General features: G+C 67.5%; 23 protein-coding genes and 2 pseudogenes. 7 read left to right on the top strand and 18 right to left on the bottom strand.

Going from position 1 to position 24,690, the window contains the following annotated elements:
- Nucleotides 1-21 precede the first annotated feature (21 nt).
- Nucleotides 22-726: a dienelactone hydrolase family protein gene (locus BN4332_RS00565; protein ID WP_066896132.1), complete on the top strand. Its 705-nt coding sequence runs from the start codon at nt 22-24 to the stop codon at nt 724-726.
- Here the strand turns inward: BN4332_RS00565 and BN4332_RS00560 are convergent.
- From BN4332_RS00560 to rplS, 5 genes are all read right to left on the bottom strand, one after another.
- Complete coding sequence (locus BN4332_RS00560; RefSeq protein WP_066896129.1) at nt 713-1,915, bottom strand: amidohydrolase; 1,203 nt, start codon at nt 1,913-1,915, stop codon at nt 713-715. The genes BN4332_RS00565 and BN4332_RS00560 overlap by 14 nt on opposite strands.
- A 57-nt stretch (nt 1,916-1,972) precedes the next feature.
- A complete protein-coding gene (locus BN4332_RS00555; protein ID WP_003881082.1) occupies nt 1,973-2,278 on the bottom strand; it encodes a DUF2469 domain-containing protein in 306 nt (101 codons plus the stop codon).
- Entirely contained in the window at nt 2,275-3,060 is a 786-nt protein-coding gene (locus BN4332_RS00550; RefSeq protein WP_066896452.1) for a ribonuclease HII, read from the bottom strand. Before BN4332_RS00550 ends, BN4332_RS00555 begins: the two co-directional genes overlap by 4 nt.
- Nucleotides 3,061-3,082: 22 nt before the next feature.
- On the bottom strand, nt 3,083-3,952 hold the full coding sequence (gene lepB, locus BN4332_RS00545) for a signal peptidase I (RefSeq protein ID WP_066896126.1): 870 nt from the start codon (nt 3,950-3,952) through the stop codon (nt 3,083-3,085).
- Between the two features lie 67 nt (nt 3,953-4,019).
- The gene (gene rplS, locus BN4332_RS00540) at nt 4,020-4,361 is read right to left on the bottom strand and encodes a 50S ribosomal protein L19 (RefSeq protein WP_029372100.1); all 342 of its coding nucleotides are present in this window, start codon (nt 4,359-4,361) and stop codon (nt 4,020-4,022) included.
- 324 nt (nt 4,362-4,685) lie between these two features.
- On the opposite strand from rplS, the gene BN4332_RS00535 reads away from it, so the two are divergent.
- Nucleotides 4,686-5,648, top strand: a complete 963-nt coding sequence (locus BN4332_RS00535; RefSeq protein ID WP_066896124.1) for a serine hydrolase — start codon at nt 4,686-4,688, stop codon at nt 5,646-5,648.
- 20 nt (nt 5,649-5,668) lie between these two features.
- Here BN4332_RS00535 and trmD read toward each other — a convergent pair whose 3' ends face one another.
- The 5 genes from trmD to BN4332_RS00510 all read right to left on the bottom strand — a co-directional run bounded on the left by trmD (nt 5,669) and on the right by BN4332_RS00510 (nt 8,217).
- Entirely contained in the window at nt 5,669-6,346 is a 678-nt protein-coding gene (gene trmD, locus BN4332_RS00530; protein ID WP_066896121.1) for a tRNA (guanosine(37)-N1)-methyltransferase TrmD, read from the bottom strand.
- An 11-nt stretch (nt 6,347-6,357) separates the two neighbouring features.
- On the bottom strand, nt 6,358-6,885 hold the full coding sequence (gene rimM / locus BN4332_RS00525; protein WP_066896118.1) for a ribosome maturation factor RimM: 528 nt from the start codon (nt 6,883-6,885) through the stop codon (nt 6,358-6,360).
- 10 nt (nt 6,886-6,895) lie between these two features.
- A complete protein-coding gene (locus tag BN4332_RS00520) occupies nt 6,896-7,138 on the bottom strand; it encodes an RNA-binding protein (protein ID WP_003881089.1) in 243 nt (80 codons plus the stop codon).
- Between the two features lie 8 nt (nt 7,139-7,146).
- Entirely contained in the window at nt 7,147-7,623 is a 477-nt protein-coding gene (gene rpsP / locus BN4332_RS00515; protein WP_066896116.1) for a 30S ribosomal protein S16, read from the bottom strand.
- Nucleotides 7,624-7,797: 174 nt separating this feature from the next.
- On the bottom strand, nt 7,798-8,217 hold the full coding sequence (locus BN4332_RS00510; RefSeq protein ID WP_066896114.1) for a nuclear transport factor 2 family protein: 420 nt from the start codon (nt 8,215-8,217) through the stop codon (nt 7,798-7,800).
- Between the two features lie 32 nt (nt 8,218-8,249).
- Here BN4332_RS00510 and BN4332_RS00505 point away from each other — a divergent pair, with 32 nt between their 5' ends.
- The 3 genes from BN4332_RS00505 to BN4332_RS00495 all read left to right on the top strand — a co-directional run bounded on the left by BN4332_RS00505 (nt 8,250) and on the right by BN4332_RS00495 (nt 11,699).
- A complete protein-coding gene (locus tag BN4332_RS00505; RefSeq protein WP_066896111.1) occupies nt 8,250-9,137 on the top strand; it encodes a D-alanyl-D-alanine carboxypeptidase family protein in 888 nt (295 codons plus the stop codon).
- 80 nt (nt 9,138-9,217) lie between these two features.
- Entirely contained in the window at nt 9,218-10,054 is an 837-nt protein-coding gene (locus tag BN4332_RS00500) for a D-alanyl-D-alanine carboxypeptidase (RefSeq protein ID WP_066896108.1), read from the top strand.
- 151 nt (nt 10,055-10,205) lie between these two features.
- A complete protein-coding gene (locus BN4332_RS00495) occupies nt 10,206-11,699 on the top strand; it encodes a diflavin oxidoreductase (RefSeq protein WP_066896450.1) in 1,494 nt (497 codons plus the stop codon).
- A 61-nt stretch (nt 11,700-11,760) separates the two neighbouring features.
- Here the strand turns inward: BN4332_RS00495 and BN4332_RS00490 are convergent, their stop codons facing one another.
- The 7 genes and pseudogenes from BN4332_RS00490 to BN4332_RS00460 all read right to left on the bottom strand — a co-directional run bounded on the left by BN4332_RS00490 (nt 11,761) and on the right by BN4332_RS00460 (nt 20,533).
- A complete protein-coding gene (locus BN4332_RS00490; RefSeq protein ID WP_066896105.1) occupies nt 11,761-12,825 on the bottom strand; it encodes a metal-dependent hydrolase family protein in 1,065 nt (354 codons plus the stop codon).
- Nucleotides 12,826-12,830: 5 nt separating this feature from the next.
- Entirely contained in the window at nt 12,831-14,399 is a 1,569-nt protein-coding gene (gene ffh, locus BN4332_RS00485; protein WP_066896102.1) for a signal recognition particle protein, read from the bottom strand.
- A gap of 9 nt (nt 14,400-14,408) precedes the next feature.
- On the bottom strand, nt 14,409-15,209 hold the full coding sequence (locus tag BN4332_RS35005; protein WP_066896099.1) for a hypothetical protein: 801 nt from the start codon (nt 15,207-15,209) through the stop codon (nt 14,409-14,411).
- Nucleotides 15,210-15,289: 80 nt separating this feature from the next.
- Nucleotides 15,290-17,689: pseudogene (locus BN4332_RS00475) on the bottom strand ([protein-PII] uridylyltransferase); the annotation flags it as partial.
- Between the two features lie 87 nt (nt 17,690-17,776).
- A complete protein-coding gene (locus tag BN4332_RS00470) occupies nt 17,777-18,115 on the bottom strand; it encodes a P-II family nitrogen regulator (RefSeq protein ID WP_003881099.1) in 339 nt (112 codons plus the stop codon).
- 33 nt (nt 18,116-18,148) lie between these two features.
- A complete protein-coding gene (locus BN4332_RS00465; protein ID WP_066896093.1) occupies nt 18,149-19,498 on the bottom strand; it encodes an ammonium transporter in 1,350 nt (449 codons plus the stop codon).
- A 188-nt stretch (nt 19,499-19,686) separates the two neighbouring features.
- Nucleotides 19,687-20,533: pseudogene (locus BN4332_RS00460) on the bottom strand (hypothetical protein).
- Nucleotides 20,534-20,934: 401 nt separating this feature from the next.
- Between BN4332_RS00460 and BN4332_RS00455 the strand changes: the two are divergent.
- Both BN4332_RS00455 and BN4332_RS00450 read left to right on the top strand, forming a co-directional pair.
- Entirely contained in the window at nt 20,935-22,296 is a 1,362-nt protein-coding gene (locus BN4332_RS00455; RefSeq protein ID WP_084459131.1) for a PE-PPE domain-containing protein, read from the top strand.
- 263 nt (nt 22,297-22,559) lie between these two features.
- Nucleotides 22,560-23,183 (top strand): hypothetical protein, encoded by a 624-nt coding sequence (locus BN4332_RS00450; RefSeq protein ID WP_066896087.1) that lies wholly within the window; start codon nt 22,560-22,562, stop codon nt 23,181-23,183.
- Nucleotides 23,184-23,189: 6 nt separating this feature from the next.
- Here the strand turns inward: BN4332_RS00450 and BN4332_RS00445 are convergent.
- Nucleotides 23,190-24,690 (bottom strand): AAA family ATPase (locus BN4332_RS00445; RefSeq protein WP_160110788.1); only part of this gene is annotated, 1,501 nt, incomplete at its 5' end.

The raw sequence follows: 24,690 nt of genomic DNA, 5'->3' as shown, positions 1-24,690 counted from the left end.
GCTCGGGTTAGGCTCGGTCAGGTGACGACGATCACCGTGGACACTCCGGCCGGTCCGATCGACGCCCTGCTCAACGTCCCCGATGGTGACGGGCCGTGGCCCGGGGTAGTGATCATCCACGACGCGATCGGATACGGGCCCGACAACGAGGCGATCTCCGAGCGGGTCGCGGCGGCCGGGTATCTGGCACTCACCCCCAACCTCTACTCCCGCGGCGGCCGGGCCCGATGCATCACCCGAGTGTTCCGCGAACTGCTCACGCAGCGCGGCCGCGCGCTCGACGACATTCTGGCCGCTCGGGATCACCTGCGCGCGCATCCGCAATGCACCGGAAGCATCGGCATCGCCGGGTTCTGCATGGGTGGGCAGTTCGCACTCATCATGGGCCCCAAAGGTTTCGGTGCCTCCGCCCCGTTCTACGGCACGCCCCTGCCCAAACGGCTCGACCAGGTTCTGGACGCCTTGTGTCCGGTCGTGGCCAGCTTCGGCCGCCGGGACCCCGCCGGTATCGGCGCACCGGCAAAGTTGCAGCGCATCGTCGACGAGAAGAACATCCCGGCCGACATCAAGGTCTACCCCGACGCCGGCCACAGCTTCGCCAACCAACTGCCCGGCCAGGCTTTTTTGCGGATCACCGGCTTCGGCTACAACGAGGCGGCCACCGCCGACGCCTGGTCCCGGGTGTTCGCCTTCTTCGGCGAGCACCTGGCGGCTAAAGCCAACTGAGCCCGGCCACCACCAGCGCCTGGGTGCCGGTGTCCAGCGTCGGCTGGATCACCGGCGCGAAGCGCGGCGAATGGTTCACCGGGATATCCGCGCCCGCACGGCCGGCGGCCACGGCGGCGCGGAAGGCCTGCTCGTCCATACCGCCGAACCCCCAATAGGTGTAGGGCGCATCCAGGGCTGCCGGAATATCGCCGAAGTCCTCACTGGCGGATGCCGCCGGCATGGTCTGCACCCGGTCCCCGAAGTACGCGCCGAAGGCGGCCTCGACACGAGCCGTCACCGCATCGTCGTTGACGGTCAGCGGAAAGCTCTCGTACAACTCGAATTCCGGCTCGCGCGGCGAGTCGGACGCCTGGCACTCGGCGATCACCACGCGCCGGATCGCCGCGAGCACCGCGGTGCGCACCGATTCGTCGAACGTGCGCAGGTTGAGCGCCAGCACCGCGTGGTCATCGATGACGTTGCTCTTGGCCCCCGCCTGAATGCTGCCGACGGTCAGGACGACCGTCTGCGCCGGATCCACCTCGCGCGACACGATCGTCTGCAAGCGAATGACGATCATCGAGGCCAGCACCACCGGATCCACCGTGGCATGCGGCATCGAACCGTGCCCACCGCGGCCGTAGACAGTGATCCTCATGCTGTCGGCCGCAGACAACACCGGGCCGCTGCGCGTGCGCAGCTGCCCGGCCGGCGCCGGAAACACGTGCTGGGCCATCGCCACATCGACGGGGCCGACAAGATCGGCCAGCCCGTCGTCGACCATGCCGCGGGCCCCGTCGCCGACTTCTTCGGCGGGCTGGAACACCGCGATCACGGTGCCACTCCACTGATCCGTCGCACGGGCGAACAGGTCGGCGGCTCCCAACAGGCACGCCACGTGGACATCGTGTCCGCACGCATGCATCACTCCGGCCTGCGAGCTCGCGTACGGCAGTCCGGTCGCCTCGGTCACCGGCAGGGCATCCATGTCCGCACGCAACAGCACCCGCGGGCCGTCCCCGTTGCCGAGCACTCCGACCACACCGGTTCCACCGACCCCCTCGTGGACGGTCAGCCCGGATTCGCGCAATCGCGCGGCGACGATGCCTGCGGTACGCCGTTCCTGGTGCGACAGCTCGGGGTGCCGATGCAGATCCCGGTACAGCGGCTCCTGCCAGGCGCGCACCTCCGGCAGGCGGGCCAGCACCGCATCAGCCCTGGCACGAACGTCCTGAACTGCCGGTGTCGCCATGGCCCCGCCTGCTTACTCCGGCAACCGCAGCTCGGGCTTCTCCACCTCTTCGATGTTCACATCTTTGAAGGTGATCACCCGCACCTGCTTGACGAACCGGGCCGGGCGGTACATGTCCCACACCCAGGCGTCGGCGAGCCTCAGCTCGAAGTAGACCTCGCCCTCGGAGTTACGCGGAATCAGCTCGACACTGTTGGCCAGGTAGAACCGGCGCTCGGTCTCGACGACGTAGCTGAACTGCCCGACGATGTCCTTGTATTCGCGGTACAGCGAGAGCTCCATCTCGGTTTCATACTTCTCGAGATCCTCGGCGCTCATCTGGTGTGCTGTCCTTCTGGTTGTGCTGATGCCTTGTCGCCCATCTTTGCGTACGCCGTTTCAGCATGCCGCATTGGTGCCGAATCCCGCCGCACGTCCGTTATCTGGGCACCCCGCCGCCAGTCAGTGATGTCCGCGGCCCGCCGCACGTTCACATACGAGTACCGGTGCTGCACACACGGCCCCAACTCGGCCAGCGCGGCGGTGTGGGCGGGCGTGCTGTAGCCCTTGTGCTCGGCGAACCCGTAACCGGGATGGTGATTCTCCATGTCCACCATCAACCGATCGCGGCTGACCTTGGCCAGCACGCTGGCCGCGGCGATGCAGGCGGCCGCGGCGTCTCCCCCGATCACCGGCAGGGAGGGCACCGCCAGGCCGGGCACCCGAAACCCGTCGGACAAGACATATCCGGGCCGCACCGACAAGCCCGCCACCGCACGGCGCATGCCCTCGATGTTGGCCACGTGGACGCCGAGCCGGTCCACCTCGTCGGACGGGATGACCACCACGTGGTACGCCAGGGCATACCGGCGGATCAACGGGAACAGCCGTTCACGTTCCCGCTCGAGCAGCTTCTTGGAATCGTTCAGGGCGGCCAGGCTGTCCATCCGATTGGGCCCGAGCACGCAGGCCGCCACCACCAGCGGTCCGGCGCAGGCGCCGCGCCCGACCTCGTCGACACCGGCGACCGGCCCCAGACCGTTGCGATACAACGCGGATTCCAGCGTGCGCAGGCCCGACGACCTCCGGATCACCGTGCGAGGCGGCCACGACGTCTTCACCACTGGAGGCACAGGGCAGCTCCTAGGAGTCGGTCTGCGGGTTCACGCCGTTGATGCCGCCCCAGCGGGACGGCGGCCAGGCGATGAACCGTGCCTTTCCGATTACATTCTCCACCGGAACGGTGCCGGCCATCGGATCGCCGGTACACAGCACGCGTTCCCGCACGGGATTCTCCCCCGGGTGACTGATCGGGCTGTCGCAGTGCACACGTGAGTCAGCCGAGTGGGTCCGGTTGTCGCCCATCACCCACAGCCGGTCAGGTGGGACGGTGACGGGCCCGAACTCAGGTCCCAGGCACGGATACACGGACGGATCGGCCATCATCGTGGCCGGATCCAGGTACGGCTCGTTGAGGCGTTTGCCATCGACGGTCAGTCCGGTATCGGCACGGCACTGCACCGTTTGACCACCCACTGCGATCACGCGCTTGACCAGGTCGTTCTCGTCCGGCGGCACGAAGCCGACAAACGACAGCGCGTTCTGGACCCAGCGGATGGCGGTGTTGTCCGACCGGATCGACTTGTAGCCGACGTTCCACGATGGCGGGCCCTTGAACACCACCACGTCGCCCGGTTCCGGCTCGGAAAACCGGTAGGTGAGCTTGTCGACCATGATCCGGTCGCCCACGCACCCGGCGCAGCCGTGCAGCGTCGGCTCCATGGATTCCGAGGGAATCAGGTACGGCCGTGCGATGAACGTCAGCGTCACGTAATAGAGCACCAGCGCGATCGACGCCAGAATGGCGATCTCGCGTGCCGTGGAGTGCTTGCGCTTGGGCGACTCGTCCGGAGTTTCCCCGTCAGCGGGCTGCGCTGCGTCGGAATCGGAATCGGAGTCGGATTCGAGGCTGCCGTCCGAGCGCGCGTCGGCAGAGTCGGTGGGCCCGGTCACAGGCACCACAGTAGCGAGCGTCGTGACCGGTCCCGCGACGAGAGCTTCGTCAGGCGGAGCAGCGCGCTCAGCGCTTTTCCTTGATCTTCGCCTTCTTGCCACGCAGTTCGCGCAGGTAGTAGAGCTTGGCGCGACGCACGTCACCGCGGGTCACGACATCGATGTGATCGATGTTGGGCGAATGCACCGGGAAGGTCCGCTCGACTCCGACGCCGTAGCTCTCCTTACGCACGGTGAAGGTCTCGCGGATGCCGCCACCCTGGCGACGGATCACGACGCCCTTGAAGACCTGGATGCGCTCCTTGGAGCCCTCGATCACCTTCACGTGCACGTTGACGGTGTCGCCGGGGCTGAAGGTCGGGATGTCGTCGCGCAGCGACGCCTGATCGACGAAGTCCAGCGTGTTCATCGGTGACACTTCCTTGTTGTTCGCGGCTCCGGGCGGCACGCACGGGGGCGCGGCCGAAGCTATTTTCGGGTGTATCGGGGTGTATCTCGCAGCGGAACTCGGGCATGCCGGCCCAGCCCTGCGCAGACAACTTGTCAATTGTGCCAGACGGGTCCCCATACCGTGAAATCCGGTGAGTCCGGCCCCCCGATCCGGGGCGACCGATGCAGCATACTTCGAGCCTGACCAACGACGCGCCGGCGCAGGCGAGCGGTTAGGCTTTCACCCACCGATGTGCCTGTGCCGCAGAGCCCATCGGACTTCATCGACGGTTCAAGGAGGACCATGCGACGGCGGCCGTCGAAGCGCACGGTGGCGAGCGCAGCCAGNGGTGGACGGAAAATGGCCGCCACGGCCCTAGTAGCGGTCCCGGGGTGCGAAGCCGGGGTGTCCGCCCCCCCCCCGGATCCGCCCGCCGCACCTCAGCTGACCGTGGTCGCGCCGCAGGGCAGCATGGCTCCGCTGCCCGAGGCATCGCCCGGCGAGCCCGCCGCCTCATTCGACGGCCTTCAGGACCGCACGCAGCAGGCCACCGACGATGCGGCCGATGCCGGCGCGGAGATCACCGTGCTGGTCCTCGACCGCAACACCGGCCAGCTGGTCTCCAACGGAAACACCACGACCATCGCGATCGCGTCGGTGGTGAAGCTGTTCATCGCCGACGACCTGCTGCTGCAGGAGGCCAAGGGGCAGACGGTCCTGAGTCCCGAGGACCGCGAGAACCTCGACGTGATGCTGCGGTCCTCCGACGACAGCGCTGCCGAGGTCTTCTGGAACCGCAGCGGCGGCAGCGACATCATCGACCGGGTCACCGGCCGCTACGGCCTGGGCGCGACCCGGCCACCGAACGACGGACGGTGGTGGAACACCACCAGCACCGCGGCAGACCTGGTGCGCTACTACGACATGCTGATGAACGGCCGCGGCGGCCTGCCCGCCGAGCAGGCCAACGTCATCCTGTCCAATCTGGCCCAGTCCACCCCGAACGCGGTCGACGGCACCCAACCGGGCGGCATCTACCCGCAGCGCTTCGGCATCCCCGACGGCCTGTTCACCGAGCCGGTGGCGGTCAAGCAGGGCTGGATGTGCTGCATCGGTTCGGATTGGATGCACCTGTCGACGGGAGTGATCGGCCCCGACCGTCGGTTCATCATGGTGATCGGTTCGCTGCAGCCCACCAATGCCGCGACCGCCCGCACCACCATCACCGACGCGGTCAAGACCATGTTCCCCGGCGGCCGGATCTAGCCGGCCGATCTCGGCGGAAGCTAGTCGAGCAGGTCCGGCCGGCGCTCGCGGGTGCGCTGCAGCGATTGCTCGCGTCGCCACGCCTCGACCTTGGCATGGTCGCCCGACAACAACACGTCGGGCACGTCGAGCCCGCGCCAGCTCTTCGGGCGGGTGTAACTGGGGCCCTCGAGCAGGCCGTCGGAATGCGAATCCTGTTGATGCGAAGCGGGATTACCCAGAACGTCTGGCATCAGCCGGACCACGGCCTCGATCATCACCAGTGCCGCCGACTCACCGCCGTTGAGCACGTAGTCGCCGATCGAAACCTCTTCGACCCGCATCCGGCGGGCCGCGTCGTCGGCCACCCGCTGGTCGATGCCCTCGTACCGGCCGCAGGCGAACACCAGGTGCGACTCTGCGCTCCAGCGTTCGGCCACCGCCTGGGTGAACAGCCGTCCCGCCGGCGTCGGCACCACCAGAAGTGTTTCGTCAGAACAGATTTCGTCGAGCGCCGCGCCCCAGACCGGCGCCTTCATGACCATTCCCGGGCCGCCGCCGTACGGCGAGTCATCGACCGACCGGTGCACGTCATGGGTCCAGTTCCGCAGGTCGTGCACGGCCACCGAGAGGATGCCCGCGTCGATCGCCTTGCCCGGCAACGACTGCCGGATCGGATCCAGGTAGGCCGGGAAGATCGTGACGACGTCAATGCGCACTGCGTCGCCCGTCAGACCTGGTCCAGGTTCAGCAGACCATCGGGGGGATCGATGACAACGGTGCCGGTGTCCCGGGACACCGAGGTGACGATGGCCGAGACGAACGGCACCAATACCTCGCGGCCGTCGCCATCGGCCTTGACCGACAACAGCTCCCCCGCCGCGGTGTGCAACACCTCACGCACCACGCCAACAGGGGTGCCGTCAACGGTTTCGACCCGCAGGCCTTCGAGTTCATGGTCGTAGAACTCGTCGGGATCGTCGATCTCGGGAAGGTCGGCGGTGTCGACGATGAACACCGTCCCGCGCAACTCGTCGGCAGCGTTGCGGTCGGCGACGCCGGCCAGGCGAATCAGCAGCCGACCGGCATGCTCACGCACCGATTCGACGGCGAAGCTGCGCTCGGCACCGCCCTTGGCGCGGCCCCGAAGGGCCACGCCAGGAGCGAACCGAGCGTCGGGGTCGTCGGTACGGACCTCGACGACGACCTCACCGGTAATGCCGTGAGCTTTGACAACCCGCCCGACAACCAGGTCCATGTATCCGAAACTACTGGTCGGTGTCCACCACGTCGACGCGGATTCCGCGCCCACCGATGCCCGCGACCAGGGTGCGCAGCGCGGTGGCGGTGCGGCCGCCGCGGCCGATGACCTTGCCCAGGTCATCGGGGTGCACGTGCACCTCGACGGTCCGTCCACGGCGGCTGGTGACCATGTCGACGCGTACGTCGTCGGGATTGTCCACGATCCCGCGGACCAGGTGCTCGACGGCGTCGACCACGACAGAACTCACCGTGATGCTCAGCTCTCGCTTGCGGCTTCGTCGGCAGCGGCCTCAGCAGCCGGGGCCTCAGCAGCAGAGGTCTCGTCCTGCTGATCCTTTTTCGCAGGAGCCTTCTTCTTCTTCGGCGTGACGGCCGCGGCACCGGTGCCGCTCTCGGCCTCGGCCAGCGCCGCGTTGAACAGCTCCAGCTTGGACGGCTTGGGCTCCTTGACCTTCAGCGTGCCCTCGGCGCCCGGCAGGCCCTTGAACTTCTGCCAGTCACCGGTGATCTTCAGCAGGGCCAGGACCGGCTCGGTGGGCTGAGCACCGACACCCAGCCAGTACTGCGCGCGCTCCGAATCGATCTCGATCAGGCTCGGCTCTTCCTTGGGGTGGTAGCGGCCGATGACCTCGATGGCGCGGCCTTCGCGGCGGGTGCGCGCGTCGGCGACGGCGATGCGGTACTGGGGGTTGCGGATCTTGCCAAGCCGGGTGAGCTTGATCTTGACAGCCATGGGTAAGACTTCTCCTTGAGTGTCACGCTGCAATTCGGCGATGCGGGCGGAATTGCCCGATCCGGTTTTGCCTTACGTGTGTGACCACCGCGCAGCGCATTGAACGAGTCGCGCGGCAGACAGCCGACAATTGTGCCAGAGCAGGCAGTATCCGCCAAAATCGTTGCCGGCGGCTCAGACCACCTTGTCGAAGCACTTGGTCTCGACGCGGCGGCTCATCCGCCAGCCGTCGTCGGTCCGCACGAACTCGTCCTCGTACCACAGCCCACAGAACAACACCTGTTGTTCCAGACCGGGCAGCACCATCGGGTTGAAGCAGATGGTGCGCGAGGACGCTGTGTCTCCATCGATCCGGACATCGAAGTTACCCAGCATGTGGGCATAGGCCGGAAAGTTGGGCAGCACCTCGGCCAGCCAGGCCTTGACCTCCGGATACTGACCATCGATCCCGCCCATCGCCCGGTAGTCGATGTAGGCGTCGGGTGTGAACACCGCATCGAGATCGTCGAACACCCGGCGGTCTATCGCCGTGGAGTAGTCGATCAGCAATTGCTGGATTTCCATGCGGTCCGAAATCTCGGCCAGGCTCAACATGTCTCGATTCAACACGATTAGGCTCACCCGCCATGGGGAGGTTCGTCAGCTTCGCAGTTGTGATGATCGCCGCGCTGATTCCGGTCTCGACCCTGATCGGCGCCACGCCGGCCCGGGCCGACATCGAGGTGCAGCAGGTCGGGTCGGCACCGATCCCGGACGGACCCGCCCAGGGCTGGGTGGTGGCCGATCTGGACAGCGGTCAGGTGCTGGCCGCCCGCAACGAACACATCCGCTACGCACCGGCGAGCACGATCAAGACGCTGCTGGCTCAGGTGGTGCTCGACGAGGTGCCGCTCGACACGACGATCGTGGCCGACGAGGCCGACACCAAGGTCGAGTGCAACTGCGCCGGTGTAGCGCCGGGACAGACCTACACCGCGCGCCAGCTGCTGGAGGCCGCACTGCTCGCGTCGGGCAACGACGCCGCCAACACCCTGGCCCGCATGGTCGGCGGGCCGGAGGCGGCCGTGGCCAAGATGAACGCCAAGGCGGCGGCCCTCGGGGCGCACAACACCAACGTCGCGACCCCGTCCGGATTGGACGGGCCCGGGATGCCGTTCTGGTCTACACCGCACGACTTGGCGTTGATCTTCCGGGGCGCGATGGCCAACCCGGTGTTCGCGCAGATCACCGCGATGCCCTCGACGACCTTTCCGAGCAAGACCGGCGACCGTGTACTCATCAACCAGGACGAGCTGTTGCACCGCTATCCCGGCGCCATCGGCGGCAAGACGGGCTTCACCGACATCGCCCGCAAGACGTTCGTCGGCGCCGCCCAGCGCGACGGGCGCCGTCTGGTGGTCGCGATGATGTACGGGCTGGTGAAGGAAGGCGGCCCGACGTACTGGGATCAGGCCGCGACGCTGCTGGATTGGGGTTTCGCCCAGGATCGGTCGTCCAGCATCGGATCGCTGTGACCCGACCCGCGCCGAGCCGATATCTGAAGGAAACCTGACCGCGCACGGATCGAGTCCTCGGCTCCGTAGCCTCGGCGCTCGTGCGAAGACTGTTCGTGACGCTCGCGCTCGGCTTCGGCACGGCGTTGGCCGCGTCGACCACAACGATCGTCGCGGCTCCTCCGGTCGCCGCGCAGCCAGACGTTCAACCGGCCGGTGCCCAGCTTGCCGACGGCCCGGCCAAGGCCTGGCTCGTCGCCGACATGGACACCGGAAGGGTGCTGGCCTCCAAGGACCCCCACGGCTCGTACGCCCCGGCCAGCACCATCAAACCGCTGCTGGCCATGGTGGTGCTCGACAACCTCCGGCCCGACAACTTCGCCCGGGCCAACCAGTCCCACACCAAGGTCGAGTGCTCGTGTGTCGGCCTGAAGCCGGGCCAGCCGTACACCACCCGCCAACTGCTCGAAGCGCTGCTAATGGTGTCGGGCAACGACGCGGCGAACATGCTCGCCGACATGCTCGGCGGCCCGCGGGTGGCGGTGGCGGCCATGAACCGCAAAGCGGCCGGCGTGGGCGCCCGCAACACCCGGGCCGCCTCGCCGTCCGGGCTCGATGGCCCCGGCTGGGAATCGGTCACCACCCCGCACGACCTCGCGGTGATCCTGCGCTCCGCGCTGGGCTATCCACTGATCGCGCACATCATGCGCCAGCCGTCGGCGCAGTTTCCCGGCAAGACCCTGACGAACCAGAACGAACTGCTGCAGCGCTACCCCGGCGACATCGCCGGAAAGACCGGATACACGAATCTCGCCCGCAAGACGTATGTCGGTGCCGCCCAACGCGGTAACCGCCGCCTGATCGTGGTCCAGATGTATGGCACCGGCGATCTCTACGGTCAGGCGATCAACCTGTTCGACTACGGATTCTCCCACTGACGCGGGCCCGCGAGGGCCGAAAGGGAGCGCCCCACTGGGAGTCACGACGAACTAAGGTCACCCTAAATTCGCGCGGTGTCGCCGCGCGCGACCGAGGGGAGCCGATGTGTCCGACCGTGAGTTCTCGCTGGTGGTCGCCTACGGCACCGACATGGGCAATGCCGAAGACGCCGCCATGAGCTTCGCGGAGGCCAGCACCGCCGCCGGGATCCCGGCCGAGGCGGTCGAGCTCAATCAGGTCGAGCTCGACCAACTCAGCACCACAACGCATTTCATCGTGGTCACCTCGACGTTCGGCGACGGCGAGTTCCCCGACACGGCGACCTTGTTCTGGGAGGCGATCAGCGCCTCCACCGAGCGGCTGGAACACCTGAGCTTCGCGGTGCTGGCCCTCGGTGACACGTCATACGAATTGTTCTGCAACGCAGGGAAACTCCTCGACGCCCGGCTGGAGGAACTGGGCGCCACCCGGCTCGCCGACCGCGTCGACGTCGACGGATATTACGAAGAGCCGGCCGCGGCCTGGACCACCGACCTCGTCAAACAGCTCACCGCCACTCAGGCCGGTCCCGCTGCCGCCGTCGTCACCGCGCCGGCCGATCCCCCGGCGCGCGGCCAGGACCGCAACCGCCCCGCCGGCGTTGCGCTGACGGTCAATCGCCTGCTCACCGCAGCCGAATCGGACAAAGAGGTCCGGCACTACGAGCTCGACCTCACCGGGTCCGGAATCAACTACGAGGCCGGCGATTCGCTGGCCGTCCACGCCGCCAACGACCCCGGGCTGATCGCGGCGATCCTGGCCGAGCTCGGCGTGGGCCCCGACTACCGGCCGGCCGATGCGGACGAAACCCTCGGTGTCCTGCTGACCGAGCACCTGGAGATCCGCACACCCTCGCGCGCCCTGCAGGAAATGGCCGGCGCCGCCGCCTACGGCGAGGACGTCCTCGATCTCATCCGGCGGGCCGATCTCACGGTCGACGAAGTCATCGACACGTTGCGCCCGTTGCAGTTCCGCGATTACTCGATCGCGTCGAGCCCGCTGGTCCACCCCGATCAGGTACACCTGACCGTGGCGACGGTGCGCTATGCCGCGGGCGATCGCCGACACGGCGGCGTGGCGTCGACCTACCTGGCCGAGCGCAGCCAGACCGTCCGGGTACACCTGCGCCCGAACCATCATTTCCGGCTGCCGGCCGGCGACGTGCCGATCATCATGATCGGGCCGGGCACCGGCATCGCGCCGTTCCGGGCGTTCCTGCAGGAACGGCAGGCCGTCGCCGCGCCAGGACGCTCCTGGCTGTTCTTCGGGGACCGGCGCCGCAACACCGACTTCCTCTACGGCGAGGAATTGCTCGGATTCGTCGAGTCCGGCGCGCTGACCCGGCTGGATCTGGCGTTCTCCCGCGACCAGGACACGAAAGTCTATGTGCAGCAACGCATGCGGGAGCAAGCGGCGGAGTTGTTCGGTTGGCTGCAGGACGGCGCCCACCTCTACGTGTGCGGCGACGCCGAACACATGGCCAAGGACGTGGATGCCGCCCTGCACGAGATCGTCGCCCAGGCCGGCGGGATGGATGCCGACGCGGCACACGCCTACGTCAACGACCTGATCAAGACCCATCGGTATCTGCGCGACGTGTACTGAGACGAGTGATTTGTGCACCTGCGGTAACGGTGGGCGTTACCGCAGGTGCACAAATCGCCGGTCAGTAGACGCGACCGCGCAGGATCACCAGATCCGGCCGGCCCACCCCGACGACCCGTGGATCCTCGGCGAAGCACAGCAGGTCCGCGGACGCCCCATGCTTCAGTCCGGGCCTGCCCAGCCAGGCCCGGGCATCCCAACTGGCCGCCCCGAGCGCGGCGGTGGGGCTCATCCCGATGCGCTTGAGTGCCTCGATCTCGTCGGCGATGCGACCGTGGGCGATCATCCCGCCGGCGTCGGTACCCGCGAAGATCGGCACCCCGGCCTCGTGCGCCGCACCGACGCGTTGGGCGCAGGTCGCATAGAGATCGCGCATGTGCCTGGCGTAGGTCGGGTATTTGCCCGCCGCGTCGGCGATGCCGGGAAAGTTCTCGATGTTGATCAGGGTCGGCACCAGCGCGGTGCCGTGCTCCAGCATCAATTCGATGGTGTCGTCGGTGATTCCGGTGCCGTGCTCGATGCAGTCGATACCGGCGTTGATGAGCCCGGGCAGGGCCTCCTCGCCGAACACGTGCGCGGTGACCCGCGCGCCCTCGGCATGCGCCGCGTCGATCGCCGCGTTGAGGACATCGTCGGACCACAGCGGGGCGAGGTCGCCGACGCCGCGGTCGATCCAGTCGCCGACCAGTTTCACCCAGCCATCGCCGAAGCGGGCCTGCTCGGCGACCGCCGCGGGCAGCTGCGACTCGTCTTCGATGTCGATCGGCAGCCCGGGCGAATAGCGTTTGGGGCGGGCGAGATGACGCCCGGCCCGGATGATGCGTGGCAGGTCCTCGCGCTCGTCGAAGCTGCGGGTGTCCACCGGTGAACCGGCGTCGCGCAGCAACAGCGCACCGGCGTCACGCTCGGTCTCGGCCTGGGTCACCGCCTCGTCCAGCGAGACGGCGCCACCGGGGCCCAGCCCGACGTGGCAGTGCGCGTCGACCAAGCCGGGAATGATCCAGCCGCCGTCGAAGACGTTGTCGGCGTTGGCGATCGGCTCGGCGCTCAGCACGCCACGATCGATCCACCACTCGACGGGCTCACCGTCAGGGAGCCCGCGACCCCGCAGGTGGAGCGCCTGCACCGGGGCTACTTCTGGCCCGGGAATTTCAGCTTGGACAGATCGATGTCAGCGAGGCCGGGCGGTAGTTCGTCCAGGCCCTTCGGCATGTTCGACAGGTCGGGGAAACCGGCAGGCAGTGCGCCCGGATTGCCGAATGGGTTCCGGTTCTTGGGCGGTGTCGGGCCCCCGCGACCCTTCTTCTTGCCGGCCTGCTTGTTCTTGCCCTTGGCCGCCTTGCGCGTCGAGTTCTTGCGGCCGAACGGCATGCCCATCTGGCCGGCCATCGACGACATCATCTTGCGGGCCTCGAAGAACCGGTCGACGAGCTGGTTGACCTCCGAGACCGTGACACCGGAGCCGTTGGCGATCCGCAGCCGGCGCGACGCGTTGATGATCTTGGGATCGGACCGCTCGGCGGGCGTCATGCCGCGAATGATGGCCTGCACCCGGTCCAGCTGCTTGTCGTCGACGGCGGCCAGCGCGTCCTTCATCTGGCCCGCCCCGGGCAGCATGCCCAGCAGGTTTCCGATCGGACCCATCTTGCGGATCGCCAGCATCTGCTCGAGGAAGTCCTCCAGCGTCAGCTCGCCCGAACCGATCTTGGCCGCGGCCTCCTCGGCCTTCTGCTGATCGAAGACCTGCTCGGCCTGCTCGATCAGGGTGAGCACATCGCCCATCCCCAGGATCCGGCTGGCCATGCGGTCGGGGTGGAAGATGTCGAAGTCTTCGAGCTTCTCCCCCGCGGAGGCGAACAGGATGGGCACACCGGTGATCTCACGCACCGACAGCGCCGCACCACCGCGGGCATCGCCGTCGAGCTTGGTCAACACCACGCCGGTGAAGCCGACGCCTTCGCGGAACGCCTCGGCGGTGGCGACCGCGTCCTGGCCGATCATCGCGTCGAGCACGAACAGGGTCTCGTCGGGTTTCACGGCGTCGCGGATGGCCGCGGCCTGCCCCATCAGCTCCTCGTCGATGCCGAGGCGACCGGCGGTGTCGACGACGACCACGTCGAAATGCTTGGCCTTGGCCTCGGCCAGACCGGCCGAGGCGACCGCGACCGGATCCCCGTGCCCACCGATCTCCAGACCATCGGGCGAGGTGCCCGGATGCGGCGCGAAAACGCCCACTCCGGCACGTTCGGCGACGATCTGCAGCTGGTTGACCGCACCGGGCCGCTGCAGGTCACAGGCCACCAGCAACGGGGTGTGGCCCAGTCCCTTGAGCCATTTCGCCAGCTTGCCGGCCAGCGTGGTCTTACCGGCACCTTGCAGACCGGCCAGCATGATGACCGTCGGCGGGTTCTTCGCGAACGCCAGCTGACGGGTCTCGCCGCCGAGGATGCTGATCAGCTCCTCGTTGACGATCTTGACCACCTGCTGCGCGGGGTTCAGCGCGGCGGACACCTCGGCGCCCTTCGCACGGTCCTTGATGCGCGCGACGAACGCTCGCACGACCGGCAGCGAGACGTCGGCCTCGAGCAGGGCCAGCCGGATCTCGCGCGCGGTGGCGTCGATGTCCGCGTCGGTCAGGCGTCCCTTGCCACGCAGGCCCTGCAGGGCTCCGGTCAACCGGTCAGACAGGCTCTCAAACACGTGGTAAGCCTAGCGGCCGCCGAATTGTGGTGTGGTTGTGCGCCGCGCGCCGGAACCCATGGCGTCCACCGCCCAGCAGATCAGGCACGACAGCACGAAGATGCCCAGGCTCGTGGCCGCCACGCCCCACCATTGGTTCCACCAGCCACCGGTGAAGGAGTCATGGTCGCGTACCGCGTCGCGGATCAGCGACTGACGGACCACCTGGTCGACGGTGGCCAGCACCACGGTCGCGATCAGACCGACGGGCCAGACCTTGCCGCGTCGGCGCGCGACTCCCCACGCAGCAGCCTGGCCCACCGCGATCAGGACGGGAGCCGCGTCCAGGACCCACATCAGCGCGGGTGAATCGCCGGTCATCTCGTAGATCGAGGGGTACCACAGGTAGGCCGCCGCCAGCGCCGTGTCGAGCATCGCCATCGCGATGACGAGGCCCACGCCGGCAACCCGTCGGTTACGTCGCGCCCAGAATGCGACGACCACCAGGAGGTACAGCCACGGCAGGGAGTTGCACGCCAGGTACCACACATTGCGCAGCGGTTCGGACCACTCCTTCGCCCAGGATGCCTGCCGCAGCAGCGACTCAAGGAACAAGATCAGGATCGCGGGCACCAACAACGAGCCGCTGATGACTGTCTGTGCGGCCGGCGAGAACCGTTCCGGCTCCGGCGCAGGAACCGGAGCCGGAGCCGGATAGCCATACGGCGCTCCATGGCCAAGCTGCTGCGGTGCGCCATAACCCGCGCCATAGCCATGGCCATAGCCGGGCGGCACACCGTTGCCGAAGTTCGAGCCCGCGAAATTGGTCACGCGGCCAATCTTCGCGTACCGATCANACGTTTCTCTATACCAATACAATGTTTGAAAAAAAGACAGGCCTCGCCGCCCGCCGATGCCGGTGCCGTGATGCAGAACACGTCGACCACCGACGAGCCGAGCGTGGTCACCTTGGCCCAGGCGACGTCCACTCCGTCCCGCTCGAACACCGCGGTCAGCCGCGCCAGCAGCCCGGCGCGGTCGATCGTGCGGATCTGGGCGATCAGCTCTGTCGGAGCGCTGCCGGCGGACCACAGGATGCGCGGTGGGGCGGGCACATGGTTGGCCGGCACCGCGGCCAGGATCTCCCCGGCCCGGGTGCTCGGCTGCTGGGCGGACTCACGGTCACGACGCTCCAGCGCACCGATCACGTCCAGTTCGCCGTCGAGGGCCAGGATGAACTGCTGGCGCAGCAGTTCGGCCGGCGGTGGCGCACCGAAGTGCGGGGACACCACGAAGGTGTTGATCGCCGAACCCTCGTGACTGTTGACCGACGCCGAGTGCACCCGAAGCGAGTTCAACGCCAGGACACCGGCGGCCTTGGACAGCAGGCCGCGCCGGTCCGCGGCGATCATCGTGACGTTGTAGATGTGCGGACCATCGCCGGGCGTGAGCTCGACGTGCACACCGACCTCGGCGGCCAGCGCCAGGAACCGCGGCTCGATCGGATCGGGTTGGGGCAGCGGTTCGCCGGCCATCACAAGCCGGCACCGGCGCACCAGGTCGCCGATCAGCGAGGCCTTCCAATCTCCCCACACGCCCGGCCCGGTGGCCAGCGAATCGGCCTCGGCCAGCACGTGCAGCAGCTCCAGCAGCACCATGTCGCCGCCGAGCGCGTCGGCGACCGCGTCAATGGTCTTGGGGTCCTGCAGATCTCGTCGCGTCGCGGTCTCGGGCAGCAGCAGGTGGTAGCGGACGATCTTGGAGAGCAGCTCGATGTCGGACGGCCACATCCCCAGCCGGGTGCCGATCTGGGTGGCCAGCTCGGCCCCGATCACGCTGTGGTCACCGCCGCGGCCCTTGCCGATGTCGTGGCAGAGCGCACCCAGCAGCAGGAGGTCGGGCCTCGACACGCGGGTGGTGAAAGCGCTTGCCCGCGAAACGGTTTCGACCAAATGTCGGTCCACGGTCCAGGTGTGCACGACATCGCGCGGCGGCAGGTCACGCACCGCACCCCACTCGGGGAACAGCCGGCCCCACAGCCCGGTGCGGTCCAGTGCCTCGATCGTGGCCACCGCGGCGGGGCCGGAAGCCAGCAACACCAACAGGTCTTTGAGCGCCTGGCGCGGCCACGGCGTGCGCAACTCCGGCGCCGTTTCGGCGAGCCGGCTCAGCGTGGACACCGCCATCGGCAACCCGGTGGTCGCCGACGCGGCGGCCACCCGCAGGATCAGGCCGGGATCGCGTTCGGGCCGGGCGTCGCGGGCCAGGATCACCTCACCGCCGTACTCGATCACCCCCTCGTCGAGGGGATGGCGAACGGGCCGGCGAAGGGCCGCGAAGCCACGGCGCGGTAAAGCGTTGGCGGCGGTGCGAATCCCCGAGTCGACGTAGTAGCTGACTGTGCGGGCCGCATCCGACAGCATGCGGGCCAGATCGAACCGGTCGCCGATCCGCAGGGCCGCGCCGATCTCGTCGGCATGTTGGGCCAACAACAGCTCGCGACCGCGGCCGGAGGCGCGATGCAGTTCGGTGCGAACGTTCAGCAACGCCAGGTGGGCCTCGCCCAGGGTGCCGGTCGGTGAGGCCAGGGCGCGGCTCGGATACACGTCGGTAAGTTGCGCTATGGCAAGCGCGTTGAGCAGCTGGACATCACGCAGCCCGCCTCGGCCCGACTTCAGGTCCGGTTCGGCGCGGTGGGCGATCTGGCCACTGCGCTCCCACCGGGCCTGCGCGTGCTCGACGAGTTCGCCGAACCGGGGCGCGATTCCGATCCGCCATTGTCGGCGCGCACCGCCAACCAACAGTGCCGAGAGGTCGGCGTCGCCGGCGATGTGGCGGGCGTCGAGCATGGCCAGCCCCACCGCGATGTCCTCGCCGGCCACCTTGAGCGCCTGTGGCACGGTGCGGACGCTGTGGTCTATCCGAATGTTGGCATCCCACAGCGGATACCAGAGCTTCTCGGCCACCTCGGAGACGATTTCGACCGGCATGTTGTCGTGCAGGAGCGTGAGGTCGAGGTCGGAGTACGGCAACATCTCGCCGCGCCCGAGGCCGCCGGTGGCCACGATCGAAAATCCACTCGTCGGGGTGATACCGATCTCGGCGGCCTTTGTGGTGAGCCAGAATTCGTGCAGATCGAGTAATGCATCGCGCAATGCGGCCGCGTCCAGTTGACGCGAACCCCCGCTGAGCAGCTGGCCGGTGGCCGCCGCCAGATCCTTGGCGGGCCGTGACGAGCCGACCGGAGCCCCTGCTCCGGCCGGCTCGTCACGCGAGCGCTCGTGGGTGGATTCTGGCTGCTGCTCTGTCATTTGGACTCCTCCCCCGGCCGACTGCCTACCAACGCCCACGGTCCCGGCCGGGAGACTCGGTCGATCCCCTGTTCGACCGGCCGCGCCCTACAGGGCGTCGGCGCCCCGCTCGCCGGTGCGCACACGGACCACCGTGTCCACCGGGCTGACCCACACCTTGCCGTCACCGATCTTGCCGGTGCGTGCGGCCTGCACGATGACGTCGACGACCTTGTCGACCGCGGAGTCGTCGACGACGACCTCAACCCGAACCTTGGGCACGAAGTCGACCGAGTATTCCGCGCCCCGGTAGACCTCGGTGTGGCCCTTCTGACGGCCGTAGCCCTGTACCTCGCTGACGGTCATGCCCAGAATGCCCGTCTGCTCCAGACCGGTCTTGACATCCTCCAGCGTGAACGGCTTGACGATCGCAGTAATCAGCTTCATAAATTCCATCCCTTCCAGGGCAATTGTTCCCGATCAGGCGAGCTCGTAAGCCGTTTCCGCATGCTCGGTCTCATCGATACCGGTGGCCTCATCTTCCTCTGTGATACGCCAGCCCAACGGCTTGAGGGCCAAGGCAATGATGGCAGTCATGATCGCGGTGAACGCGGTTGCCACGGCAGCGATCACGAACTGCACGACCAACTGCTTGATCCCGCCGCCGTAGAACAGGCCGGTCTCGGTGGCGAAGAAGCCGATGGCGATGGTGCCCCAGAGTCCGGCGACGAGGTGCACACCGACCACATCGAGCGAATCGTCGTAGCCGAGCTTGTATTTGAGACCGATGGCCAGCGCCGAGAGTGCGCCGGCGATCGCCCCGAGGATCAGCGATCCGACCGGGCTCAGGTTGCCACAGGCCGGGGTGATGGCGACCAGGCCCGCCACGATGCCGGAGGCCGCGCCGACACTGGTGGGATGACCGTCGCGGATCCGCTCCACCAGCAACCAGCCGAGCATGGCTGCCGCCGTGGCCGCGGTGGTGTTCACCCATACCAGGCCCGCCGCGGCGTCGGCGGCACCGGCCGAACCGACGTTGAAACCGAACCAGCCGAACCACAGCAGCGCGGCACCCAGCATCACCCACGGGATGTTGTGCGGGCGGAACGCCATCTTGCCGAAACCACGTCGGCGACCGATCAGCAGCACGAGAACCAGCGCCGCCATGCCGGCGTTGATGTGCACGACGGTGCCGCCGGCGAAGTCGATCGGCGCCACGGTGGCCGTGGCGGTGCCGTCCTCACCCGTGGTGGTCCCGAACAGCCAGGAGGCGAAGCCACGCTCGTTGTTGGACAGCAGACCGCCGCCCCAAACCATGTGCGCCAGTGGGAAATACACGAGGGTGACCCAGATACCGGCGAAGGCCAGCCAGGTGCCGAACCGGACGCGTTCGGCCAGGGCACCGCTGATCAGCGCCACGGTGATCACCGCGAAGGTGAGCTGGAAGCCCACCCACACGATGGCGGGCACCGAACCGAATCCACCGATGACGTGGAGTTCCTGTCCCCCGATCTCCCGGACCTCGGTCAGTTGGCTCAGACCGAACAGGGAGAACGGATTGTCGAAGATGCCGAGGATGTCGGATCCCTTGGTGTGGGCCGACGCGAACGACATGGAATAGCCCCACAACACGTAGATGACGCTGACGACCCCGAGGGCTCCGAACGACATCATCATCATGTTCAGCACGGACTTCTGCCGGGACAGTCCGCCGTAGAAGAACGCCAGGGCCGGCGTCATCAGCAGCACCAGCGCGGCGCTCGCGAGCACCCACGCCGTATCGCCGCTGTCGAAAGCGGCGAACGCGTCGTCAGGTAGGGCTAAGACCACTTTGTGTGAACCTCCTCGGGGAAGTGCGCCGACGTGCATCGGCCTCCCGATGAGGTTCGTTTGGCGGCGTTTCATCGGTGATGCAGTTGCGTTTCGTGAAAGTGAACGCAATCCGGATCACGGTTACGCTCATGTTTCCCGCTGCTCACCGCATGCGATGTGGCCCCGAGAGACCCTCCGACTGCGACTCAGCCGAGCAATGCGTCGACGAACGCCGCCGGCTCGAAGGGAGCCAGATCGTCCGGCCCTTCACCCAGGCCGACGAGCTTGACGGGGACGCCGAGCTCCTGCTGGACCCGGAACACGATGCCGCCCTTGGCGGTGCCGTCGAGCTTGGTCAACACGACCCCGGTGATGTCGACGACTTCGGCGAACACCTTGGCCTGCGGCAGGCTGTTCTGGCCGATGGTCGCGTCGAGCACCAGCAGCACCTCATCGACCGCGGCACGCTTCTCGACCACGCGTTTGACCTTGCCCAGCTCGTCCATCAGGCCGGTCTTGGTGTGGAGTCGGCCTGCGGTGTCGATGACCACGACATCGGCGCCGGCCTTGACTCCCTCGTCGACGGCGTCGAAGGCCACCGATGCCGGATCGGCCCCTTCGTTGCCGCGCACCACCTCCGCGCCCACGCGCGCGNTCCGCCTCTGCCGGGGCCTCCGGGGCGGCGGGTTCTGCGGGCGCAGCCGCTTCGGGTGTCGCAGCCGGGGGCGCGGCGGCCTCGGCCGGCGGCTCGGGCAGCTGCACGTCGGAGATGGTCCGTTTGGGTGCGTCGCGCGGAATCGTGGCGTCATCGCCCACCGCGGGCAGCCCGCTGGTGTCGATGCGTTCGGCCGTAGGTGCGGCCGATTGGCTGAACGTGATGCCCGAGGACGCCGTATAGCCACCGGATCGGTCGATCGGTTTCGCCTCGTCGCGCTCCGACAGGCTGATCCGCCGCCGCCGGTACCGCACCAACCCCACGGTGAGCGCGATGACGACGAGAACGGCGACGACCGCGATAGCGATCCAGAGACCCAACAACGCACCTTCTGTCACGCCGCCATTGTGTCAGGGGGACCGCCCGGCAACGACCGGCCCCGCTCCCCGCGCCGGGCCCGCCATGCGGCCAGGCACCGAGTCCGCAGGAAAACTCGGCACATTACGTTGCCCAAAACCGTGGTACATGACTGTACCGACGCGGTATCTTGCACTCACCACACGCTTGTGCCGTCACACTTTCGCACGCCGTAGAGAACTTCTACGGCTTAGCTGCATGTCAATATCAGGGTTCAGATGAATGGGCTCTAGCTCTATCAATAATTATTTTTAGATATTTTTTACAATTCGCTGCCACCACCTATTGACGTGGTTCACGATCCATCTGGGTCGGGAATGACGGCACATCTGGGCAGCATGCGGTCCTTCCCTCGGGATTTTTGCGACTGGGAGGACAAGAAATGCACATTCGTGCGCTTCGGACGGTGGGGGTGGCGCTGGTCGCACTGATCGGCACGGTCGGGCTCGTGCTGACGGCGAGCATGACCACGCTGGTTCAGCTGGCCGCCACCGCGCTCATCATGGGCGGTACCGGGATGAAGGTGCTGGGAGCCCCACACCAGTGGGGCTCGGGCAGCTACGTGGAACAGGTGAACAACACCTATCTGGCCGACCGGCATCTCGGCGAGGACGACTTGGAATGGGTGTCGACGCCGGAGCACTTCTGGCCCGCCACCGGTCTGGGCGATCTCAGTTTCGACACCTCGGTGGCGCGTGGCGTGCTCAGCCTCAATAACGCGATCCTGGCGACCCCGGGCGAGAAGGTCGTGGTCAGTTACTCGCAGAGCGCCAACATCGCCACCCGGGAGAAGCGCAACCTCGCCGAACTACGCGCTCAAGGCGCGGTCGTGCCCTCGGGCGACGAGCTGGCGTTCGTGTTCGTCGCCAACCCGAACCGGCCCAACGGCGGGATCCTGGCTCGGTTCGAGGGCCTGTACGTTCCCATCCTCGGGATCACATTCGACGGGCCCACCCCGAACCACGAGTACCCGACGATCGACGTGGCGCGCGAGTACGACCTGATCGCCGACTTCCCGAAGTATCCGCTGAACCTGCTGGCCGATCTCAACGCCCTGTTCGGGTACTTCTACCTGCATCCCAACTACGGGTCATCGGTGATCGACCTGAACGACCCGTCCACCTACCAATCCCACACCTCGGGCAACACCACCTACTACCTGATCCACACCGAGCACCTTCCGCTGCTGCAACCGTTGCGGGACATGGGTTTTCCCGAGCCACTCCTCGGTCTCGTCGAACCCACCCTGCGGGTGCTCATCGATCTCGGCTACGACCGGACGCCCGAGCACATGGGAGTCCCGAGCCGCGCAGAACTGCTCCCCCGCATCAACCTCGACAAGTTGGCATCCGATCTTCGGGCCGCGGCCAGGGAAGGGCTGCACAGCGCCCTCGCCGGCCTTGGCATCGACGTGGGCGACACCGGCGACACCAACGCCGATCCGCGGTCCCCGGCCCCATCGGCCAAACCAACCACTCGCAGCGCTCGTCCGACCCGCGTGCTCCCCACCCCCAGCGGAGGCGAAGTCGCCCAAGGCGCCACGAGCAAGACCACACCGATGCCCGAACGCATTCGGCAGTCATTGCGACAAGCGCTCTCACCCAAGGCGACAGCCGACCGCCCGCAAGCCGATGCCTCTGGCGATGCGCCGCGTCCGGTCCGCAGGATCCAGCGGCCACTCGGCGATTCGGCGCAACCGAAACCTGTCACCACGATCCCGAAAGGTNACCCCGAAAGGTCGTAAAACACAAGCCCACCCACGCCAGCACCGCCGCGCCGGACACATCGACGAGGCGCACCGGCGGGCGCCCGCCAAGCGGGTGGGGTGACGTCCGGGTCCGCGGGGGAATCCGGACCTCACCCCACCCTGTCACGACCCGGCCGACAGTGGCGCCATTCGAGTAGTCCACTACGCATGCGCGACTCGTGATCGTGGCGTGATCATGTGCGTACCGAACCGACAAACCGTCGGCGGACAGTTCAACAAACGAACAAGGCAACACGGCCATGACTACGAACTCATCAGCCGTCGGCGCCACGACGCAGTCGCGCCCGAAACGCCGCCGCTCACGCACCACCACGAAGAAGTCCGCGATCACCGCGACCGTCATCGGACTGATCGGCGCCCTCGGCCCGGCATTGATCGCGGTACTGCCGGACATGCTCGACAGGCCCAGCAACATTCCGACGACACCGACACCCATCGTCGAAACCCAACGCTCAGAACGCGTTTCCATCGACGACGCCAAACTCAGTGACTCGCACACGGCGCTCGCACTGTGGGGTTCCGCGAGCTCGTTCGTGGAGGCCGTGCGGGTAGAGATCGGCGCGCCGAATGCCAAAGCGCCCCTCGTGACGGCCGAAACAGACGTGACCGACGGCAAATGGAACGTGGTGGCCACCAGCGACCAGCTGATCCCGAAGCCGTTCGAGGTCAAGGCGTTCTACCGGGAGCGGCCGCTTACCTCCAGCGGAATCATGAAGTCGGCGCGCATCACCGTCAAGCTCGACCCGCCGTCGCCGGCACCGACCCCACAACCGGGGCAGGACAGCGGTTGTCCCGCGGATTCCATCCCCGGTTGCGGCACCGAGCCCGGCTGGGGACCGCCCGCCGTCTACCGATCGGAATAGCCCGCATCAGCCTGAGGTGGGCGCCAGTTCCTGCCCGCGCATCCGCTGCGAGATCACGCTGGTGATGCCGTCACCGCGCATGGTCACACCGTAAAGCGCGTCGGCAACCTCCATGGTCGGCTTCTGGTGAGTGATCACGATCAGCTGGGACTTCTCCCGCAGCTGCTCGAACAGGCTGATCAACCGGCGCAGGTTCACGTCGTCGAGCGCGGCCTCGACCTCGTCCATCACATAGAACGGGGACGGGCGGGCGCGGAAGATCGCCACCAGCATCGCCACCGCGGTCAGTGACTTCTCGCCACCGGACAGCAGCGACAGCCGCTTGATCTTCTTGCCCGGCGGCCTGGCCTCGACCTCGATGCCGGTGGTGAGCATGTCACTCGGGTCGGTGAGCAGCAGACGCCCCTCGCCGCCGGGGAACAGGGTGGAGAACACCTGCTCGAACTCGCGCTCCACGTCGACGTAGGCCTCGGTGAACACCTGCAGGATCCGGTTGTCGACGTCGGCGATCACGTCGAGCAGATCGGTACGGGCCGCCTTGACGTCCTCAAGCTGCGTCGACAGGAAGTTGTAGCGCTCTTCCAGCGCCGCAAACTCTTCCAGGGCAAGCGGATTCACGCGGCCCAGCTCCGAGAGCTCCCGTTCGGCCTTCTTGGCCCGACGTTCCTGGGTCGGCCGGTCGAAGGGCATCGGAGCCGGCGCCGTGACCTGTTCGCCCCGCTCCCGCGCCTGTTCGTACTCCGCCATCTCCAGATCGCTCGGCGGCAATGCGACCTGCGGACCGTACTCGGCGATCAAATCGGCCGCGGGCATCCCGAACTGCTCGAGCACCTGGGCCTCGAGCTGCTCGATCCGAAGTGACGCCTGGGCTTTGGCCATCTCGTCGCGGTGCAGCGCATCGGTGAGCGCGGTGATCTTCGCGTTGAGTTCGGTGACCGTATCGCGCGCNGCGGCAACAGCCGCCGCGGCAACCCCGAAATCCTCGGCAGCCAGCGCGTCGGCGGCCGCGCCCAGCACCGCGGCCACGGCCACCTCATGCCCCGGCTGCACCTTCAGGTACTCCCCGATGGTGCCGAAAAGTCCTGCGCCACTGTGGTTCTTCTGCAGCCATGCGGCACCGTCACGACGGTCCAGGCTGACCGAAAGGGCCTCGATCCGGGCGCGTAGCGAGGCCACCTGCCGTTCGGCGGCTCGTTCTGCGGCCTGCAGTTCGGCAACCCGTTCGTCGGCGAGGCGCAACGCGGCCACCGAACGGTCGTGCTGTTCGTCGAGCCCCACCTCCCCGGCGTCGAGCTCCCCGACCCGGCTCTGCACGGTCTCGAATTCGGCTTGCGTCTGTTGGGCTTTGGTGGCGGCTTCCTCGATGCTGACCGACAGCCGCATGACACCGTCATCGATGGACTCGACCCGGGTACGCATCGTGTCGACCTGCCCGGCCAACCGGGCCAGACCTTCGCGACGGTCGGCCTCGGCCCGGGCCGCGGCCATGTGCGCCTGCTCGGCCCCG

It is taken from the genome of Mycolicibacterium houstonense, assembly GCF_900078665.2.
Classification (GTDB): domain Bacteria; phylum Actinomycetota; class Actinomycetes; order Mycobacteriales; family Mycobacteriaceae; genus Mycobacterium; species Mycobacterium houstonense.
Note: the sequence above shows the minus strand (reverse complement) of the source record. Positions and strands in the feature narration are given on the sequence as shown.

Coding starts and splice junctions, on each gene's coding strand:
- BN4332_RS00555 (WP_003881082.1), bottom strand. CDS start 2,278: ATGAGCGCCGAGGATCTCGAGAAGTATGAAACCGAGATGGAGCTCTCG.
- BN4332_RS00450 (WP_066896087.1), top strand. CDS start 22,560: ATGACTACGAACTCATCAGCCGTCGGCGCCACGACGCAGTCGCGCCCG.
- rimM (WP_066896118.1), bottom strand. CDS start 6,885: ATGGACCTGGTTGTCGGGCGGGTTGTCAAAGCTCACGGCATTACCGGT.
- rplS (WP_029372100.1), bottom strand. CDS start 4,361: ATGAACACGCTGGACTTCGTCGATCAGGCGTCGCTGCGCGACGACATC.
- rpsP (WP_066896116.1), bottom strand. CDS start 7,623: ATGGCTGTCAAGATCAAGCTCACCCGGCTTGGCAAGATCCGCAACCCC.
- BN4332_RS00470 (WP_003881099.1), bottom strand. CDS start 18,115: ATGAAGCTGATTACTGCGATCGTCAAGCCGTTCACGCTGGAGGATGTC.
- BN4332_RS00495 (WP_066896450.1), top strand. CDS start 10,206: ATGGGCAATGCCGAAGACGCCGCCATGAGCTTCGCGGAGGCCAGCACC.
- BN4332_RS00505 (WP_066896111.1), top strand. CDS start 8,250: ATGGGGAGGTTCGTCAGCTTCGCAGTTGTGATGATCGCCGCGCTGATT.
- BN4332_RS00510 (WP_066896114.1), bottom strand. CDS start 8,217: ATGTTGAGCCTGGCCGAGATTTCGGACCGCATGGAAATCCAGCAATTG.